16 protein-coding genes and 1 tRNA gene are annotated in these 18,587 nt (G+C 68.8%); 11 read left to right on the forward strand and 6 right to left on the reverse strand.

The window, feature by feature from the left end:
• The first annotated feature begins 7 nt into the window (after positions 1-7).
• The 3 genes from katG (at position 8) to VKV26_01400 (ending at position 4,528) form a co-directional block, all read left to right on the forward strand.
• A complete protein-coding gene (gene katG, locus VKV26_01390) occupies positions 8-2,257 on the forward strand; it encodes a catalase/peroxidase HPI (protein ID HLZ68539.1) in 2,250 nt (749 codons plus the stop codon).
• Between the two features lie 273 nt (positions 2,258-2,530).
• Positions 2,531-3,670: an amidohydrolase family protein gene (locus VKV26_01395; protein HLZ68540.1), complete on the forward strand. Its 1,140-nt coding sequence runs from the start codon at positions 2,531-2,533 to the stop codon at positions 3,668-3,670.
• A gap of 96 nt (positions 3,671-3,766) precedes the next feature.
• Positions 3,767-4,528, forward strand: coding sequence for a dienelactone hydrolase family protein (locus tag VKV26_01400; GenBank protein ID HLZ68541.1), 762 nt, complete (start codon positions 3,767-3,769; stop codon positions 4,526-4,528).
• Positions 4,529-4,757: 229 nt separating this feature from the next.
• Here the strand turns inward: VKV26_01400 and VKV26_01405 are convergent.
• The 3 genes from VKV26_01405 to VKV26_01415 form a co-directional block, all read right to left on the reverse strand.
• A tRNA-Asn gene (locus VKV26_01405) sits at positions 4,758-4,829 on the reverse strand.
• Between the two features lie 54 nt (positions 4,830-4,883).
• Entirely contained in the window at positions 4,884-6,254 is a 1,371-nt protein-coding gene (gene hydA, locus VKV26_01410) for a dihydropyrimidinase (GenBank protein HLZ68542.1), read from the reverse strand.
• Positions 6,255-6,275: 21 nt separating this feature from the next.
• The gene (locus VKV26_01415) at positions 6,276-7,109 is read right to left on the reverse strand and encodes an SDR family oxidoreductase (protein HLZ68543.1); all 834 of its coding nucleotides are present in this window, start codon (positions 7,107-7,109) and stop codon (positions 6,276-6,278) included.
• Positions 7,110-7,261: 152 nt separating this feature from the next.
• On the opposite strand from VKV26_01415, the gene VKV26_01420 reads away from it, so the two are divergent.
• From VKV26_01420 to VKV26_01445, 6 genes are all read left to right on the forward strand, one after another.
• The gene (locus VKV26_01420; GenBank protein ID HLZ68544.1) at positions 7,262-8,266 is read left to right on the forward strand and encodes an amidohydrolase family protein; all 1,005 of its coding nucleotides are present in this window, start codon (positions 7,262-7,264) and stop codon (positions 8,264-8,266) included.
• 168 nt (positions 8,267-8,434) lie between these two features.
• The gene (locus VKV26_01425; protein HLZ68545.1) at positions 8,435-9,298 is read left to right on the forward strand and encodes an aldolase/citrate lyase family protein; all 864 of its coding nucleotides are present in this window, start codon (positions 8,435-8,437) and stop codon (positions 9,296-9,298) included.
• 203 nt (positions 9,299-9,501) lie between these two features.
• Positions 9,502-9,741 carry a hypothetical protein gene (locus VKV26_01430; GenBank protein HLZ68546.1) on the forward strand — a complete coding sequence of 80 codons (240 nt, stop codon included), beginning with the start codon at positions 9,502-9,504 and terminating at the stop codon, positions 9,739-9,741.
• Positions 9,742-9,839: 98 nt separating this feature from the next.
• On the forward strand, positions 9,840-10,697 hold the full coding sequence (locus tag VKV26_01435) for an LLM class F420-dependent oxidoreductase (protein ID HLZ68547.1): 858 nt from the start codon (positions 9,840-9,842) through the stop codon (positions 10,695-10,697).
• Positions 10,698-10,776: 79 nt separating this feature from the next.
• Positions 10,777-11,205 carry a VOC family protein gene (locus VKV26_01440; GenBank protein HLZ68548.1) on the forward strand — a complete coding sequence of 143 codons (429 nt, stop codon included), beginning with the start codon at positions 10,777-10,779 and terminating at the stop codon, positions 11,203-11,205.
• Positions 11,206-11,301: 96 nt separating this feature from the next.
• Entirely contained in the window at positions 11,302-12,213 is a 912-nt protein-coding gene (locus tag VKV26_01445; protein HLZ68549.1) for a cyclase family protein, read from the forward strand.
• Positions 12,214-12,225: 12 nt separating this feature from the next.
• On the opposite strand, the gene VKV26_01450 is transcribed toward VKV26_01445, so the two are convergent.
• Together VKV26_01450 and VKV26_01455 are read right to left on the reverse strand one after the other, a co-directional pair.
• Positions 12,226-13,779, reverse strand: a complete 1,554-nt coding sequence (locus VKV26_01450; protein ID HLZ68550.1) for a serine/threonine-protein kinase — start codon at positions 13,777-13,779, stop codon at positions 12,226-12,228.
• Between the two features lie 270 nt (positions 13,780-14,049).
• Complete coding sequence (locus VKV26_01455; protein ID HLZ68551.1) at positions 14,050-16,074, reverse strand: SPFH domain-containing protein; 2,025 nt, start codon at positions 16,072-16,074, stop codon at positions 14,050-14,052.
• 306 nt (positions 16,075-16,380) lie between these two features.
• Between VKV26_01455 and VKV26_01460 the strand changes: the two genes are divergently transcribed.
• Entirely contained in the window at positions 16,381-16,923 is a 543-nt protein-coding gene (locus VKV26_01460) for a VOC family protein (protein HLZ68552.1), read from the forward strand.
• Positions 16,924-17,065: 142 nt separating this feature from the next.
• Entirely contained in the window at positions 17,066-17,392 is a 327-nt protein-coding gene (locus VKV26_01465; protein HLZ68553.1) for a hypothetical protein, read from the forward strand.
• Between the two features lie 41 nt (positions 17,393-17,433).
• Here VKV26_01465 and VKV26_01470 read toward each other — a convergent pair whose 3' ends face one another.
• Positions 17,434-18,153, reverse strand: coding sequence for a hypothetical protein (locus VKV26_01470; GenBank protein HLZ68554.1), 720 nt, complete (start codon positions 18,151-18,153; stop codon positions 17,434-17,436).
• Between the last annotated feature and the right edge of the window lie 434 nt (positions 18,154-18,587).

An 18,587-nucleotide genomic window follows, 5' to 3' on the forward strand; every position in this document is an offset into this window, starting at 1 on the left:
GAGAAGGATCGACGTGTCTGAGCGCGGCAGTGACAGCGAGAACCCGGCAATCCCCGCCCCGACTCCCAAGCAGACCCGGCCCAGGTCGAACCGAGACTGGTGGCCGAATCAACTCGACCTCTCGGTTCTCCGCCAGCACGCGCCCCAGCCCAATCCGCTGGGCGCGGACTTCAACTATCGAGAGGAGTTCCAGCGCCTCGACGTCGAGGCGCTGAAGCAGGACATTTTCGCGCTGATGACGACCTCGCAGGACTGGTGGCCGGCCGACTACGGCCACTACGGGCCGCTCTTCATCCGCATGTCGTGGCACGCCGCCGGCACGTACCGTATCGCCGACGGTCGGGGCGGCGGCGGCACCGGCGCGCAGCGCTTCGCCCCGCTCAACAGTTGGCCAGACAACGCGAGCCTCGACAAGGCGCGCCGCCTGCTCTGGCCGATCAAACAGAAGTACGGCCGCAGGATATCCTGGGCCGATCTGATCATCTTCGCCGGCAACTGTGCCATCGAATCGATGGGACTCAAGACGTTCGGCTTCGGCTTCGGGCGCGAGGACATCTGGGAGCCCGACGAGATCTACTGGGGGTCCGAGGACACCTGGCTGGGAGACGAGCGCTACAGCGGCGACCGGGAACTCGCCAATCCCTTCGCCGCCGTGCAGATGGGCCTGATCTACGTGAACCCGGAGGGGCCGAACGGCAACCCGGATCCGCTGGCCGCAGCAAAGGACATCCGCGAGACGTTCCGCCGCATGGCGATGAACGACGAGGAGACGTTCGCGCTGATCGCCGGCGGACATACGTTCGGCAAGACGCACGGCGCCGCCGACGCGATCAAGTACGTCGGTCCGGAACCAGAGGCTGCCCCACTTGAGGCGCAGGGCCTCGGCTGGAAGAACGGCTTCGGCAGCGGCAAGGGCGACGACACGATCACCAGCGGCCTGGAGGGCGCCTGGACCAACGAGCCAACGAAGTGGGACAACGGCTACCTGGATAACCTGCTCAACTACGACTGGAAGCTGACGAAGAGCCCCGCCGGCGCGAACCAGTGGACGCCTACCAACGCAGCGGCCCAGGGCACCGTGCCCGACGCGCACGATCCCTCGAAGCGGCACGCCCCCATGATGCTGACCACCGACCTCTCGCTGAAGCTGGATCCGATCTACGCGCCGATCGCGAAGCGCTTCCACGAGCACCCGGAGGAACTGGCAGACGCCTTCGCCAGGGCGTGGTACAAGCTGTTGCACCGCGACATGGGCCCCGTCTCGCGTTACCTTGGCCCGTGGGTACCGGAGCCGCAGTTGTGGCAAGACCCGGTTCCGGAGGTTGATCACGAACTGATCGGGGAAAGCGACATCGCCGCCCTCAAGGGCAAGATCCTTGCATCGGGGCTGTCCATCTCGCAGCTGGTCTCCACCGCCTGGGCGTCGGCGGCAAGCTTCCGCGGCACCGACAAGCGCGGCGGGGCGAACGGGGCGCGGATTCGCCTGGCGCCGCAAAAGGACTGGGAGGTCAACGAGCCGGCCAAACTCGCCCGGGCGCTGCAGATACTGGAACAGATCCAGCAGGAGTTCAACGGCGCGCAGAGCGGCGGGAAGCGGGTCTCGCTCGCCGACCTGATCGTCCTGGGCGGCTGCGCCGCCGTCGAGCAGGCGGCGCAGAACGCCGGGCACGCCGTGCCGGTTCCCTTCACGCCCGGGCGCACGGACGCCTCGCAGGAGCAGACCGACGTCGAGTCGTTCGCCGTGCTCGAACCGAGAGCCGACGGCTTCCGCAGCTACGTCCGCGCCGGGGAGAAGCTGTCGCCTGAGACCCTGTTGCTCGACCGGGCCAACCTGTTGACGCTGACCGCGCCCGAGATGACGGTCCTGGTCGGCGGCATGCGTGCCCTGAACGCCAACTTCGGGCAATCCCAGCTCGGCGTCTTCACCAGGCGGCCCGAGACGCTGACCAACGATTTCTTCGTGAACCTGCTCGACATGGGCACGGAATGGAAGGCGTCCGCCTCGGCTGAGAACGTGTACGAGGGTCGCGATCGCGCGACTGGCGGACTCAAATGGACCGGCACCGCCGTCGACCTCGTCTTCGGTTCGCACTCCCAGCTTCGAGCCATCGCGGAGTTCTATGCGTGTGACGACTCGAAGGAGAAGTTCGTGCGCGATTTTGTGGCGGCGTGGAACAAGGTGATGAGTCTTGATCGCTTCGACCTGGTCGCGCAGGACCGGAGCGTGCGGCCGCGAGCGGCCGTGGCCGGCGACTGACCGGCAGGCAACGGCGTTCCGGCAACGCCCACGGCGCGGCGTTCCGCGCCGTGGGCGTTGCCGGACGATCGCACGCCCGACGCCCGCACGGTCTCCACCCCACGGGATCGTGGGAGGACGAAGGAGAGGGCTGCGCAGCAATCGAGCGAAGGAGCGCTTGCGGCCGGCGGCACGCGCGGCCATGCTGCTGTACAGACGGTTGCGGCCGGGGCCGGCCTGGAGCGACGATGAGCCGCATGCGCTTCGGCGTGTTCCGGGCGCGGGGAGGCGATGATGACGACCACCGGGACCTGGCGCAATCCCTCGGTCGCGGGCGACACGATCGCCTGGCCGCGCGATCGCGCGATCCCGCCGCAGGGGGCGCCGCTGCCGGCCGGCACCGTCGTCGTCTCGGCCGACAGTCACGTGCTGGAAACGTCGGACCTGTGGCGTGGTCGCCTGCCGGCTCGCTTCCAGGACCGCGCGCCGAAGCTCTGGTGGGACGAAGACGGCTTCTCGCACCTGGAGGCGGAGGGTCGCAACCTCGACGTGCCGGGTCTGAACACGATGCTGGTGGAAGGCCGCGCCGGGATCACCGATACAGGCGCACGGCTCAAGGACCTGGACGCGGAGGGGGTGGAGAAGGAGATCATCTTCCCGCAGCGCACGCTCTCGCTCGTCAGTCTGCAGGATCTCGAGCTGCGCGCCGCCTGCATGGATGCCTACAACGAGTGGCTGGCCGAGTACTGCAAGGCCGCGCCGGACCGCCTCTACGGCGTCGGCATTCTCAACTGGTGGAACCCGGAGGCGGCCGAGGACAGCCTGCAGGCGCTGCGGGGCCTGGGCTTCCACGCGATGGAGATCCCTTCGGCGCCGCCGGGCATCTTCTACAACGCGCGGGCGATGGAACCGTTGTGGGACGCGATCGAGCGCAGCGGCTATCCGATCTCGTTCCACATCGGCGAAAACATTCAAACCAGGGGCGCCGGCGCCCTGGGCATCTTCCAGATGCAGACGTTCGCGCCGTTCCGGCGGTTGTTCGGGCTGATGGTCTTCGCCGGCATTCTCGAGCGGCACCCGGCGCTGAAGGTCGTCTTCACCGAAGGCGGCATTCACTGGGTGCCCGCGGCGCTGTTCGACGCCGACCGCATCTACCGCGACTTCGAGTCGGAGATGAAGCCGAAGCTGGCGCGGCTGCCGAGCTTCTACTGGTGGCAGAACTGCTACGCCACCTTCCAGGAAGACCCGGTCGGACTGCAACTGCTGGATCAGCTCGGGCCGCACAAGGCGCTGTGGGCGAGCGACTACCCGCACCCGGAGAGCACGCTGGGCTACTCCGCCGCGTCGGTGCGTGCGATCTTCGCGGCCACGAGCGAGGAGAAGGCGAAGGCCGTCGCGGGCGGCAACGCCGTAGACCTCTGGGATCTTCGCTAAGGCTGGCGCCCCGCTTGCCGCAGAGGCGATCGCGCGCTACACAATGGCGTGGTCCTTGCCCGTTGTGCAGGAAGAGATTCCGGGGGAGGAAGCACGATGCCGTGGAACCAGTTCCAGACCAACGCCATACCCACGATCACCACGGAGTTCATCAGCATTCGCGGCAACAACGGCGACAGCATCCATGCCTATGCCGCGCGCCCCGCGGGCGCCGGTCCGTTTCCCGGCGTGGTGCTGGTCCACCACCTGCCCGGCTGGGATGAGCTCTATCTCGAGTTCACCCGGCGCTTTGCCCAGCACGGCTTCTCAGCCATCTCCCCGGACCTGTACTGCCGCGAGGGCCACGGCGCGCCCGACGACGTGGCGGCGAAGGTGCGCGGCGCGGGCGGCGTGGCGGATGCGCAGGTGGTAGGCGACTGCGTGGGCGCCATGCAGCACCTCAAGGCGCAGGCCGGCAGCAACGGCAAGGTCGGGATCATCGGCAGCTGCTCGGGCGGGCGTCACGCCTATGTTGTGGCCTGCAGCTCGCGCGCCTTCGATGCCGTGGTGGACCTGTGGGGCGGTCGCGTGGTGCAGGACGAGCTGACGGAGAAGCAGCCCGTCTCGCCGGTGACGATGACGAAGGATCTCAACTGTCCGGTGCTGGGCATTTTCGGCAACGACGATCAGGCGCCCTCGCCGGCACAGGTGGACCAGCACGAGGCCGAGCTCAAACAGCACGGCAAGAACTACGAGTTCCACCGCTATGATGGCGCCGGCCACGGCATCTGGTACTACAGCTTCCCGCTCTATCGCCCGCAGCAGGCGATGGACAGCTGGGGCAAGGTGCTTGACTTCTTCGAGAAGAACCTGCGCTGAGCGGTGGGCGGCGGCGCCCGGCGCGGCCACGCCGGTGGCGGACTTTGCCGTCCCGCCGCATCGTAGTGGGGCGGCATTGATTGCGCCCGCCGCCGACGAATTGCGGGTCAGGTGAGCAAGGCGCCTTGGGAACGCCCGCTTGAGACAGCGTACGGAGCGGCGTCCACGGGCCAACCGTGGACGCCGCCTGCATCGTCACTCGGCGCGGGAAACCTCGCCGCCGGCCGGGCTCCGCGACCAGGATTCGAACCTGGAACCCATCGGTTAACAGCCGATTGCTCTACCGTTGAGCTATCGCGGAAGGTGTCAACCGCGGCCGCGCGGCGCGACCACGCTGCCGATTTTAGCACAGCGCTCAGAGGGCGGCAAACGCCGTGCGCGCCGCCAGCCGCCCGCGCCCGGCCGCCTCGCTCGGCCGCGAACCGTCGAACACGACCTCGCCGCGCGAGAGGGTGAGCAGGGGCCAGCCCGTGACGGAGAAGCCTTCGTAGACCTCGAAATCCTGCGCCGAGTGCATCTCTTCGGCGCGAATCGTGCGCGTGCGCTGCGGATCCCAGACCACGAGGTCGGCGTCTGCGCCGGGCGCGATCGTGCCTTTGCGCGGATAGAGGCCCATCAACCGCGCCGGGTTGGTGGAGATCAGGCTGACGAAGCGCTCTAAACTGATGCGTCCTTGCACCACGCCGTGGCTGAAGAGCATCGGCAGCAGCGTCTCCAGGTTCGACATGCCCGCGGGCACCGTGGCGAAGGTGTGCTGCGGATCCTGCTTGATCGCCCTGCTCCAGCCGACGTGGTCCGTGGCCACGACGTGGACATCGCCGGCCGCCAGCGCCCGCCACATCGCCGCCACGTCCGCGTCGTCGCGCAGCGGCGGCTGGCCGACGTAGAGGGCGCCGTCGGCCTGCGCGTAGGCGTCCTCGGTCAGGTAGAGATAGATCGGCCGCGTCTCGACGTACACGCGCTGCCCGTCCCGCCGCGCCGCCCGCGCCGCGTCCACGGCAGCCTCGCAGGAGACATGCACGATGTACGCGGGCACGTTCGCCGTGCGGGCCAGGTGCAGCGCGTGCTGCGTCGCGCTGACTTCGGCTTCGCGCGGGCGGCTGGCCGGGTAGTTTTCGACGCCCGTCTTGCCCTGCTCGATCAGCAGGTTGGAGCAGTAGTCGATGATCGCGCGGTCCTCGCAGTGGATCATCGCCAGGCCGCCCGCCGCGCCGACCGACGCCAGCGCCCGCAGATACTCCGGCAGACGCCGCTCGAACGAGGCGATCACGGTAAAGAACTTGAAGCTAGGAAAGCCCTCGGCTACCAGCTCCCGGATCTCCGCCAGCGCCGCCTCGCTGGGGTCGTAGATCACTGGGTGGAAGCTGAAGTCGATCACGCTCAGTTCGCGCCCGGCTTTGAGCGCCGCCTCGACGGCCGGGCGCAGCGGCTGGCCGCGCTCTTGATAGGCGAAGTCGCAGATCGTGGTGACGCCGCCCGCCGCGGCCGCGCGGGTGCCGCTGTAGAGGTCGTCGGCGCGGCGGTGTCCGGTCATGCCCGCCTGGTTGAGGTGTACGTGTGGGTCGATGCCGCCGGGCAGCACGTACATGTCCGTGGCGTCGATCTCGCGGGCGGCGCGTTCCATCTGGCCGCCGACCTGCGCGATGCGCTCGCCCTCGACGCCGACGTCCGCCCGCGCGGTGCCCGCCGCCGTGACCACGGTGCCGTTGCGAATCACCAGATCCATCGTCTCGTCCCGTCGTACGCGTCAGGCCCGCGGGCCGGCCGTGAAGTCCTTGTAGTCCTCGCGCAGCTCGCCGATCGTGACGATGCGGCCGCTGTAGCGGTCGCCGTGCGCCAGGATCCAGAGCACGGCCTCGCCCATGATCTCCGGCTGCTCCCAGTCGGAGGTGTCGATGCCGGGGCTGTTGAAGACGTAGCCCTCGGTCACGACCGACAGCTCCAGCATCAGGTCCGCCACGCTGATGCGGTCGGGCTTGAACTCCTCGGCGGCGGTCAGCGAGAGGCGATCCATCGCCGCCTTCGAGGCGGAATACGCGGCGTGGTCGACCCAAGCCCGCCGCGCCGCGCCGGAGGAGATGTTGATGATGTGGCTCGGCGCCGCGGCGCGCAGCAGCGGCAGGAAGTGCCGCATCATCATGTACGGCCCGTGCACGTTGACCTCGAAGCAGCGCTGCCAGAGGCGCAACGGCAGCGCCTCGACCGAGCCGACGGCGCTGATGGCGGCGTTGTTGATCAGCACATCGCAGCGGCCGAAACGCTCGGCGGTGACGCGGGCGCAGTCGGCCACGTCGGCTTCCTTCGCCACGTCGCCCGCGACGACGGCAACCTCGGCGCCCGCCGCGCGGCGCTCGCCGGCGGTGTGCTCGATCGTGCCCGGCAGGCGGCCGGGATGCGCCTCCGTGCTGCGCGCCATCAGCACCAGCCTGGCGCCACGCTCGGCCAGCATCTTCGCGATCACCCGGCCGATGCCGCGGCTCGCGCCGGTGACGACGACCACCTTGCCCCGCACGTCCGCCTCGCGGTTCTGCGCCATCGCCCGCACCTCCTGCTTTGACCGCGGCACGGCGTTCGCAGCCATGCGTCGCCCATTGTGGCGCATCCGCGCGCTGCCGGCCAGTCAGGGCCGTCGCCGCAGGACCGCCTGCATTGACCGCCTGCCGCCCGCCGGGGTTAACTGAAGCCGTCGCGCGGCGCACCGCGTCGCGACACACACTCGGGCGGAGGCGGAGCGTGCCGGTCATCGATGTGCACAACCACTACACCACCGTGCCGGCGGCGCTGAACGTCTACCGCGCCGGCCAAATCAGCGGCAGCAACCAGCCCCGCCCGTTCAAATCCAGCAGCATCAGCGACGAGGCGATCGTCGCCTCGGTTAAGGACAAGCAGATCGCGCACATGGCGATGAAGGGGATCGACCGGCTGATCTTTTCGCCGCAGGCCGGCGCCATGGGCCACCAGTTCGGCGACGAGAAGGTCAGCCGCTACTGGACGCAGGCCTGCAACGATCTGATCCACCGCGTCTGCGCGCTCTTCCCCGACAAGCTGTCGCCCTCCTGCCAGTTGCCGCAGTCGCCGGGCGTGCCGCCCGAACGCTGGCTGGACGAGCTGGAGCTCCGCGTCAAGGAGCAGGGCTTCGTCGCCTGCAACGTCAATCCGGACATCTCCGGCGGGGCGCCGCCGTTCACGCCATCGATGGCGGACGAATGGTGGTACCCCCTCTACGACAAGCTGCAGGACCTGGACGTGCCCGGCCACGTCCACGTCAGCGCCACGCTCAACCCGGCGTTTCATATGAACGGCTCGCACTACATCGCCTGGCATCACAGCGCCGCCTTCGAGATTATGTGGGCGGCCGAGCGCCTTTTCCGCGACTTCCCGCGGCTCAAGCTGGTGATGTCGCACGGCGGCGGGGCCATGCTCTTGCAGCACAACCGCATCCGCTCGCTGTTCGAGGCGGCGGGGCGGGACTACGACTCGGCCGTCAAAAAGGTTACCTGGGACATGGCCGTCTACGAGCAGGAGACGATGGCGACGATGGTGCGCATCGCCGGCGCCGACAACTTGATGTTCGCCACGGAGATGTGGGGCACGGCGAACACGATCGACCCCAAGACGGGCAAGTACTTCGACGACACGCTGGGCATGGTGAAGGCGCTCGGCCTGAGCGCGGAGGACGAGCACAAGCTGCTGGAAGGCAATGCCCGCAGGCTCTACAGCCGCGCCAGGTTCGACTGATCGAAGCCCGCTGCGCCGCGATCGCTCGTACCGGCCCTCGCCGCGCGGGCGAGGAAAGGCAACCGCAGCGGCGCAGGGCATGTGCCTTTCGCGCTGCCGGCCACGGCGATCGGGGCGCCCGCACACCAATTGTCCCAGGCAAGTCGCGACAAGGCAGGAGGGCGAGGCATGAGCGAGATTCCGCGGCTCAACGGCGTGATCGCCGCGCTGGAGGCGGGCAAACCCGCGTTCACCACCTTCACGCCGCCAGACGTGGAGAGCGCTATCGCCCTCTCGCAGGCCGACTACGACGGCATCGTCTTCGAGATGGAGCACAACCCCTACGACGTGCGCGCCCTGCGCGACTGCCTGCAGTACATGCTCAACCGTCGCCAGATCGTCAGCGGCGGCTCGCTGGCGCCGCGGGTCACGCCGATCGTGCGTATACCGCCGAACGGCGTGGAGCAGAACTCGTGGGTGGCGAAGCAGGTGCTCGACCTCGGCGTCTACGGCGTCGTCTGGCCGCACGTCGGCACGGTGGAAGAGGCGCGCAGCGCCGTTTCAGCGTGTCGCTACCCCCGCCCGCCGGAGTCATCACTCTACGATCCGCCCGGCCTGCGCGGCGACGCGCCCAACGCCGCCGCCCGCTACTGGGGATTGACGCAGCAGGAGTATTACAGCCGCGCCGACGTCTGGCCGCTCGCGCCGCTTGGTGAAATCCTGGCGATCATCATGATCGAAGAGGTGCGGGCGATCGATAACCTGCCGCGCATCCTCAAAGAGGTGCCTGGGATCGGCGTGATCCTGATCGGCGAGGGCGACCTCTCGCAGGAGCTGGGCCACCCGCGCCAGTACGAGCACCCGGCCGTGCAGGAGGCGATCGGCCGTATCGTGCAGGTCTGCAAGGACCACAACGTGCCGGTCGGCCATCCGCACGTGGACGAGAAGAACGTCGAGCGAATCCTTGAGCAAGGATTCCGCTTCCTGATGCCAGCGCCGGTGCGCAGCTACGGCGGGCTGGCGAAGGGCCGCCAATTGGCCGGACGCGGCTGATGCAGGGACGCCGGCGGCTCAGCGCTAAACCGCCGGCGGCTGCGAGCCCAGCGGCAGAAGCCGCGCTGCAGGAGACGCGATGAGCGCCGCTGCCTCCCGCCCGCCGCTGCGCGATGCCTTCCGCGCGCTGAACACGCCGAACTTCCGCTGACGAGGCCTCTCTCGTCTCCAGCTTGCCGTGCCGCGCCGGCACGGCCGCGCAGTTGCAACAGCTCTGGCGGGGCCACTGGGGGATTGAGAACCGCCTGCCCTGGGTCCGCGATGTGACCCAGGGCGAAGAACGCTTTCAGGTGCGCACCGGCAGCGGCCCCCAAGGGCTCGCGGCCGTGCGCAGCACGGTTATCGGCGTCCTGCGCCGCGCCGGCCACGCGAATATCGCCGCCGCTCTGCGCACCTGTGCCGGCAAGCCGGAACGCGCCCTCCGCTTGCTTGGCCAACTATGAAAAGACCCGGGGTCCCCTGTCGCCTGTCGCCTGTCGCCTATCGGCTACAATGCACCGGCGGCGCGGCGCATTTGAAGCGCCCGCCGGGGAGCCGAGCGATGCAACACGCGCTGATGATCTTCGCCACGGAATACGCGATGCCGATCGACAAGCTGGCCGCGGTCGCCGAAGAACGCGGCTTCGAGTCGCTGTTCGTGCCGGAGCACCCGGCAATCCCCTACGACCGGCGCACGCCGTATCCGCCCGGTGAGCCTCTGCCGAAGGAGTACTGGCACATCATCGATCCGTTCGTGGCGCTTGCCTACGCCGCGAAGGCGACGACGCGGCTCAAGCTCGGCACGGGCATCTGCCTCGTTTCGGAACACGAGCCGATCCAGCTCGCCAAGACGGTCGCCAGCCTCGACCATCTCTCCGGCGGGCGCTTCATCTTCGGCATCGGCGCCGGTTGGCTGCGCGAGGAGGCGGAGCTGTTCGGCACGGATTTTGAGAAGCGCTGGGCGATCACCGCCGACCGCATCCGCGCGATGAAGGCGATCTGGACGCAGGGGGAACCGGAGTATCACGGCAAGCACGTGGACTTTGAGAAAATTGCGGTCAATCCAAAGCCGGCGCAGAAGCCGCATCCCCCCGTGCTGATCGGCGCCGGCTCGCGCTGGGCGCGGCAGCGCGTCGTCGACTGGGCCGACGGCTGGATGCCGAACTTCATCACGCCGGCGCGCATGGTGCGCGGCATGGCGGAGATCCGCGCCCGCGCCCTGGAGAAGGGCCGCGACCCGAGGTCGATTTCCTACACCGCCTTCGGCGCCCAGCCGGATGCGGACGCCCTGCGCGCCTACGAAGATGCGGGGACCGACCGCGTGATCTTCGTGCTGCCGCCGAAGGGCGAGACCGAGGTGCTGCCGGTGATCGACCGCATCAGCGCCGCGATCAAGGAGGCGAGCGCCGCGCCGCGTTGATCGGCTGTCAAGCCGCGGTTGCAGAGTCGAGCGGGTGGACATACAGTGAGAACATTTGTTCTTGCGAGAGGAGCGCCCCATGGAGCCGCGCATCAGCATCGTCACGCTCGGCGTCGCCGACCTGCAGCGCTCGATCCGGTTTTACGAGCAGGGTCTCGGCTGGCGGCGCTCCGGCGCCGGCGGCGACCAGATCGCCTTCTTCCACACGCGCGGCGCGGTGCTGGCGCTCTACCCGCGGACATTGCTCGCCGCCGACGCCAACCTGGCGGACGGCGGCGGCGGCTTCGGCGGCATCACGCTGGCGCACAACGTCGGCAGCAGGGCCGAGGCCGACGCCGTGTTGGCGCAGGCCGTCGCCGCCGGCGCGACGCTGATCAAGCCGGCGCACGAGGCCGACTGGGGCGGCTATTCGGGCTACTTCGCCGATCCGGACGGCTATCCCTGGGAGGTCGCCTGGAACCCGCACTTTCCGTTCGCCGCGGACGGCAGCGTACAGTTGCCCGCCTGACGTGCTACGTTCCTCATACCTCAGGCCTCATGCCTCATGCGATTCGGTGGCCGCCACGGCCAGAGGGGCCGGGCAGATCAGCGGAGGAGTGGCGCAATGATGCAGCGCACGGTGCCGAGCAAGGAAGAAGTCCTCTCCTGGATTCGCGAGAAGAACAACTGGAACCGCTGGGGCGCGGACGACCAAAAGGGCGCGATCAACCTGATCACGCCGGCGAAGCGGGTGGCGGCGGCGAAGCTGGTGCGCACGGGCCGCAGCGCCTCGCTCAGCCGCGAGTGGCCGAAGACGCCGGCGCCGAACAACCCCACGCCCGCGCAGCACTGGATTCGCTGGATGGACCGCGGCTCGGGCGGCGCGGCGGTGGACTTCTACGGCATTCAGTACCACGGTTGGGCGACCACGCACGTCGATGCGCTCTGCCACGTCTGGGACGAAAAGGGCCTGTGGAACGGTCGCACGGTCGAGCAGGTGCTGACACCGCTGGGCGCCGTGCTCAACGACATCGACCAGTGGCGTGAGGGCATCGTCACGCGCGGCGTGCTGCTGGACGTGCCGCGCTTCCGCGGCGAGCCGTACGTGACAGAAGCGAAGCCGGTGCACGGCTGGGAGCTGGAGGAGATCGCGGCGAAACAGGGCGTGAAGCTGGAGCCGGGCGACGCGCTCTGCGTCTACTCCGGCCGTGAGGCCTGGCACGCGGCCAACCCCGAGTGGAAGGGCGGCTCGCCGTCGCCGGGGCTGCACGCCTCCTGCCTGCGCTTCCTGAAGGAGAACGACATCGCGGTGCTGAGCTGGGACTTGATGGACGCCTCGCCCAACGAGTACGGCATCCCCTGGACGATGCACGCGGCGATCTTCGCCTTCGGCGTGGCGCTGATCGACAACTCGCTCTTGCAGCCGCTCGCTGAAGCCTGTGCGCAGGAAGGCCGCTGCGAGTTCATGCTCACGGTGGCGCCGCTGCGCGTGGTCGGCGGCACCGGCTCGCCGGCCAACCCGCTGGCGCTGTTTTGAGCGCGCGGCCGCTCAGCGCACGCGCACGCTCCAGGCGCCCTCGGCTTCAACGATGAGGATGTAGACGCCGCTGATGCGGAGGCGGCGTACGGCGCTGCCCGTGAAGGTCCCGGCCGCTGTTGCCAGCACTTCGGCGAAGGAACAGTTCTGGTCGACCAGCGTCACGCGGAACGGGCTGCTGCTCCATGCGCGGTGGTCGATGCTGAAATGCACCTCGCCTGCGGGCAGACGGATGCAGGCCACACTGTCGCCGCTGCCCTCGGCTGCGCCGCGCGCCGCCTCCTCAAGCTCCGCGACGGGAGGCTGCGACAGCTCCACCGACCAAACGCCTGTCGTGCGTGCCCCGACCAAAAAGCGGCCGCCGCGCGACGGGGCGCAGGCGCGCAGGCCGTCGTAGGCGGTATTGCGCGGCAGATCGACGAGCGTGGCCGTCGGATCGAGCCGGTTGTCGAACAACCGCAGCGCAAAGCGCGAGGGCGGCTCGGCGCGGTGAATGATGCGCGCGACCGTGAGCCCGGCTTGCAGCGGGAACAGATCGGAGTGGCCGTCGCCGTTGCCCGTAATCCGCCAGACGATCGGCCACAGGTACGCGGGCGAGGGCATGCTGTGCCCGCGTCGCTGCCGCCGCTCGCGCGGCTCCTCAAGGGTCAGGCGCTGTGTTTGCACCGTCCCCTGCGGGGGAGTCTCCGTCCGCTGGAGACGGTTGAAGCCCAGTGCGTCCACGGCGCGCATCGGAGACGCCGGACCACCCCCGCCCGGCCCTGCCCCGCCCTCCAGCATTCGCAGCAGCTCAGCCCCGCTCGCCGGGCGCAGCGCCGGGTCTTTGTCCAGTGCGGCCTCGACGGCGGCGCACACGCGCGGCGGCAATGCGGGGTTGATTTCGCAAAGCGGCGGCGGCGGCAGATGCGCCTGGGCGTAGAGCACATGCGCCACGTCGCCGGTGAAGGGCAGCCGACTGCTCAGCAGTTGATACGCCAGCACCCCGAGCGCGTAGATGTCCGCGGCCGGGCCGACCGCCTCGCCGCGGATCTGCTCCGGCGCGGCGGTCTCCGGCGTACCCATGCCGTAGCCGAGCTGCGTGAGGCGGGCGCGGTTCGTCGCCAGCGCGATGCCGAAGTCCATCAGCACCAGGCGGCCGCCCGGCTCCAGCATCACGTTGCTGTCTTTCACATCGCGGTGCACCAGCCCGGCGGCGTGCACCGCATCCAGCGCCGAGCCGAGATCGCGCAGCAGCGGCAGGGCGCGATCGATCGGCAGAGCGCCTTGCTCCGCGATCAGGTTCGCCAGCGTGCGCCCTTCGACCAGCTCCATGGCGAAGTACGGAGAGCCGTCCGCCTCGCCCGCTTCGAAGACGGTGACGATGTGGGGATGGCGCAGCGCGGCGAGCGCCCGCGCCTCCGCGAGAAAGCGTTTGCGGTCCTCGGCATCCGCGCAAAGCTGCGGCAGCAGCACCTTGAGCGCTACTTGCCGGTCGAGCAGCGGGTCGTGGGCGCGGTAGACCGCGGCAAAGCTGCCGAAGCCAAGCGTGCCGATGATCGCGTAGCGGCCGAGCCCATTGGGCAGCACTGGAGCGCCTCGTACGCTGTCAGTATCGCGCACGACGGCCGTTCGGCCCTCACCCCCGGTCAATCTCATGGTCCCAATCCTGGGCGAGGGGCGATCGAGCGGAGCACGGCTCGCATGGCGTCGGGCTACCCGACTGACGGCGGGTTGCGCCCCCACAGGAGATTGCTTACCCGGCGCCCTTCGGAACTTCCTCCGCCGGATCGCCCCTCTCCCTCTCCCAGGATTGGGAGAGGGAGAGGGGACGGGGGTGAGGGCGAGGGCCACACGCCGCTACGTCCCCGGCGTCCCGCCGGCGCCGTTCTGCGCGGGCGGCGCGATTGCGACGCGATTGCCGGCGAGGATCTGGGCGAGGAAGGCCGAGAACATGGCGTTGCCCCCGTCGCCGCCAGTGCCGCCGACCACAATGTCCGGCGTAATCTTCAGGCCCGCGCCCGCAATCGCCTTCATCAGCTCGATCGCCGAAAGATTCGCCTGGCCGACCGCTTCCACCTGCTTGTCGTAGGCTTCCGCGGTTGCCGTGCCCACGGCCAGGATCTTTGAGCCCTCGGCCTCGCCTTCGACGGCCACGGCGCGGGCGCGGCCCTCCGCCTCGATGATCGTCTTCTGCTTGGTCTGCTCGGCCACCTGCACGCCGATCTGCGCGGAGACGAGGTCTTTCTGCCGGTCGGCCGTGGCGCGCGTGTTCTCCGTGGCGATGCGCTGCTGCTCCGAGCGCTGCTGCTCGATGAACATCGCCTGCTGCTGCGCCGCGATCACGCGCTTAACCTGGATCTCCATCAACTCCTCAGGCAGGATGATGCGTGAGATCAAGACAGAGACGCACTCGACGTGATACTTGAGCAGCTCCTCGCGCGTGCGCTGCTCCGCTTTCGATTGCTCGACCGCGCGGTCCTGCATAAAGTTCATCGCCTCGGTGGAGGACGCCTGGTTGCGGAAGGAGGAGTCGATCATCGGGTGGATCACGTGCGCGATCAGGTTGTCGATCGAGCCGATCTTCGCCACCATGTACGGCGCCTGCTCCGGCCGGATGCGGATCACGACCTTGACCGAGACCTTCATCACGAAGCCGTCGTGGCTGATCACCTCCAGCGGGTCGAAGAGTTGCGCCCGCTTCACCCCCTGCTGCTCGGTGCCCGTGTCTTCGTCCGCCCAGTCGATCGTCATGTTGGTCGTCGGGATGATGTAGGCGATGTGCGCCCAGCGGTTCAGGTAGTAGACGCCGGGACCGAGCACTTCGGACTGAATCCCGCGGTAGCCCACGGGCACGACGTACCGTTCCTGCCCCACCGACTCGCGATCCGCCTCCGACATCGTCTCCGAGGGCTTGCCGACGTTGGAGACGAGCACGGCCACCTCGCCGCGCTCGACCGCGGCCACGAGGTCGAGCTTCACGTCGAACATCATCGGGTTGATGTAGTAGGTGCCCGGTTTAAGCAGGTCGTACTGGGGGCCGCGCTGGCCGCCGCTGGCGAGAAAGGCTGAGGCGTTCTGGAAGTCGTCGTGCCCTTCGACCGAGGCGGCGACGACTTCGCCGGGCGGCAGCGGCGCGCCGTCCTTGGCCGTCACCATGCCAACCTGTCCGGCGCCTACGATCGTCGCCGGCTGCACCTCGACGGTGAACAGGTCGGTGTTGAGCCGGTAGCGGCCGGGCAGCAGCAGCTCGATCTGCGGTCCGCGCTGGCCGCCGCTGTCGAGAAAGGTCTGGCCGTGCTGGAAGCCCATATGTCCGGGCACGGCCTGCGCCAGCAGCCGCCCCGCGGCGATCGGCGCGCCGTCGCGGGCGCTGACCAGGCCGACCTGGCCCTGCGGCACCAGCACGGCCGGCTCATTGCGCACGTGGAAGAGATAGGTGTTGATGCGGTACTTGCCGGGCGGCAAGAGGTCGACTTGCGGCCCCTTCTGGCCGCCGTTGCGCAGGAACGCCTCGCCGTCCTGGAAGGAGTCGTGGCCGTCAACGTGGCGGGCGAAGATGCGGCCAGGGTCGAGCGGCAGGCCGTCGATCGCCTCGATCAGGCCGACCTCGTCCTCGCCGATCACGATCATCTCGCCCTTGGCGACGCGGTAGCGGAAGGGCGGCAGCAGCTTCAAACCGGGCTGCAGCGCCCGCGCCTGGATCCCAACTTCGCCCGGCAAGGCCACGACGCGCCCCGGCGGCAGTGGCTTGCCGACGTACTTGCGCTCGACCAGGCCGACCTGCTGGCCGCCGACGTTGACCAACATGTGCCCCGCGGCGGCGAGGACCAGACCGGCAACCACGACGACACCGAGCACGATCAGGATTGCAACCAGCACCATCAGGGCACCTCCGCCGGCAGGCACCCGATCTGGTAAGGCACGAGCGCGACAACGGTCTCCACGCTCTGCCCGGCTCTGCATCGAACCAGACTCGGAGTTGCCGCCATGCCGGCGATTTCATCCTACTCCCGCGCCCTGGCTTCCGATCCGGGACGTTCGGGTCGCAGGGCGACGGCCGGTAGTGCCGTGTTGGCGCGGCCAGTCGATACGGTCGCGCGGCAGACGCGGATATTGAACGATCAAGCGGCGCGATACCATGGGACGGCCGGCCCGCCGAGCGCGCGCCGCCGACGAGGAGCTTCCGCCATGCCGCTTACAACCCGCGTCTCGCATCCCGGCCTAACCGGCACGAAGCGCGAGGAGACGATCCGCTTCTACACCGAGCTGCTCGGCATGGAGATCGTGCTGCGGCAGCCGAACCTCGACTTCCCCGCGGAAGAGCACCTCTTCTTCCATGCGGGCAACGACACCTTCATCGCCTACTTTCTGCCGGTTGAAGGCGCCGACCTCTCATTCTACGAGGAAGCGCGCAAGGGTAACGGCGGCATGGACCACCTCGCCTTCGACGTCGAGGCGGACGCGTTCGCGGGGGCGGCGACGCGCCTGCGGGCGGCCGGCGTTGCGTTCGAGGGGCCGGTGGATCGAGGCTACGAGCGTTCGATCTACTTCTTCGACCCCAATGGCGTCACGATCGAGCTGTTGACCTGGATCACACCGCCGCCCGCGGGCGCGCCGCTGGCCCCGATCATCACGCGCGCGCAGCAGCTCCGCGAGCGGCGTGGCGCGGCGTTCATTGAAGACGCCGACGTGCGCGCGGCGATCGCGGAGCTGCACGGCTACCGCATTTGAGTTCGACGCCGTTTCTCAACCGTTACTCAACCGTGGTTTTACGGAGATCCCCTGATGCACGTTGCAGGCGCCGGGCGCGATGCTCGCCATGAACGGACCGCTCGCGGGCCATCAGCAATCTCCAGCCATGGGTGAGCCAGCGATGAACCAAACCCAGCGCACCATCCGGCAATTCGAGGGAACCTTCGCGGGGAAGGCTCTGAAGAACGACGGTCGCCAGGCCGGCGGGCGCTTCGCCGAGCTGAGCGGCCCGGCGCTGGGCGTCGCCCTCAAGCTGCCGACGGCGCATCCATCGGCCTGCCAGCGCATTCGCCGGGCGGCGCAGACGGCCTTCATCGATTACACGAGTGCCCGCCCCACGCTCGGCCTCTGCCCCAGCGACTTGCTCGCGGTGCGCTTGTGGACCGGGGCCTTCGAGGAAGGCGTGATGACGCGCTCGGAGAGCCCCACCAGCCTCCGCGCCGGCTGACCGGCGCATTGCCTTCCGGCCACCCCGACCGTCTGCGTGACTCAGCGCAGACACGCCGTGCCGGGCTGCTCGTCGGCTGCTTCCTGCCAGCGGCGCAGCGCCGGCGAGCGGCGCAGGCGATTGAGCACGCAGTGTCGCACGCGATAGACCTCTTGCACGGTGGCGAACAGGTCCGGCCGCAGCTCCTGCACCTCCGCCGGCTTCATGCCCTGGTGGAAGGTGAGTTGCATGAACGCCCGCTCGCCGACCGTGTGCAAATGGTCTTCGATCACGCGCCAGAGGAACTGATGGCCGATCTGGTCGAGCAGGCCATCGATCGGTGAAGCCGCTTCTTGGAGCAAGGAGTCCTCGCCGAGGACAAGGGCGGCGGTACGGCGACGGCCGGCATCGATGGCGACACTGCTGGCGCAGAGCTTCAGATAGCGCAGCACCGCACTGGTCTGGGGCGCCTCGTCGAGCTTCTCCGCCGAGAAGCTGCGCCAGAACTTCGCCCAGGTCGCGGACACCAGCTCCTCGACCTCTTCGCGGCTGACGCGGGCGCGAGCGCACCAATAGACAACCTGAGGGTTGTACAACGACAGCAGCGCGGCCCAGGCTTTGTCGCAGCGCTCACGGAAGGCACGCCGAAACAGCTCGAAGGCGAAGCGATCGTCGTGCTCGTCGCCGCGGCGGTAGCGGAGGGTCTCCTCGGCGGCGCGACGCCGCAGGGTCTCGACCGGAAGGTCGCAGAGTGCCTCAGGAAGTGTCGGGCTGGCGGTCATGAGCGTCGTCCTCCGCGACTCGGGAGCCGGTTGCTATGGGTTGATGGTGCCGCCCGGCCGCGGGGCCGACCACGCATAATCCACATAAACCGCCCACATAAACGCGGAAAAGTGCAGTTCTGGCCGCGGCGCAGCCCCTCGTCTCCGTTCCTTTCCCGCTGCAGGACGGGAGATGGGAAGGGTGGAGGGGCATCGCTCGATCGCCGCGGAACGAATGCGCCGGGCCGCTGCTCAAGCCACTCGATACCGGCTCGCCGCTCGCGTAGGAATCGTCGGTGGGGCAGGGCGCACGCAACCGGTGAGGCACTAACTGCCGAGATAGCGCGCGAAGTCCTCTGGATCTCCCTCCGCTGCTCCGCCGAAGTGCCGCCAGAGGTCCGCGGCGACCTGCTCGATCTCGTCCCTCAGCTCGAGAGCGGCCAGCCAGTGCGCGG

The organism is Dehalococcoidia bacterium (assembly GCA_035310145.1).
In the GTDB taxonomy this organism is placed as follows: Bacteria; Chloroflexota; Dehalococcoidia; order CAUJGQ01; family CAUJGQ01; genus CALFMN01.

Excerpts from the sequence above, each read along its gene's own strand:
- VKV26_01395 (HLZ68540.1), top strand. The coding sequence starts at position 2,531 with ATGACGACCACCGGGACCTGGCGCAATCCCTCGGTCGCGGGCGACACG.
- VKV26_01400 (HLZ68541.1), top strand. The coding sequence starts at position 3,767 with ATGCCGTGGAACCAGTTCCAGACCAACGCCATACCCACGATCACCACG.
- hydA (HLZ68542.1), bottom strand. The coding sequence starts at position 6,254 with ATGGATCTGGTGATTCGCAACGGCACCGTGGTCACGGCGGCGGGCACC.
- VKV26_01415 (HLZ68543.1), bottom strand. The coding sequence starts at position 7,109 with ATGGCTGCGAACGCCGTGCCGCGGTCAAAGCAGGAGGTGCGGGCGATG.
- VKV26_01425 (HLZ68545.1), top strand. The coding sequence starts at position 8,435 with ATGAGCGAGATTCCGCGGCTCAACGGCGTGATCGCCGCGCTGGAGGCG.
- VKV26_01435 (HLZ68547.1), top strand. The coding sequence starts at position 9,840 with ATGCAACACGCGCTGATGATCTTCGCCACGGAATACGCGATGCCGATC.
- VKV26_01440 (HLZ68548.1), top strand. The coding sequence starts at position 10,777 with ATGGAGCCGCGCATCAGCATCGTCACGCTCGGCGTCGCCGACCTGCAG.
- VKV26_01445 (HLZ68549.1), top strand. The coding sequence starts at position 11,302 with ATGATGCAGCGCACGGTGCCGAGCAAGGAAGAAGTCCTCTCCTGGATT.
- VKV26_01455 (HLZ68551.1), bottom strand. The coding sequence starts at position 16,074 with ATGGTGCTGGTTGCAATCCTGATCGTGCTCGGTGTCGTCGTGGTTGCC.
- VKV26_01460 (HLZ68552.1), top strand. The coding sequence starts at position 16,381 with ATGCCGCTTACAACCCGCGTCTCGCATCCCGGCCTAACCGGCACGAAG.
- VKV26_01465 (HLZ68553.1), top strand. The coding sequence starts at position 17,066 with ATGAACCAAACCCAGCGCACCATCCGGCAATTCGAGGGAACCTTCGCG.
- VKV26_01470 (HLZ68554.1), bottom strand. The coding sequence starts at position 18,153 with ATGACCGCCAGCCCGACACTTCCTGAGGCACTCTGCGACCTTCCGGTC.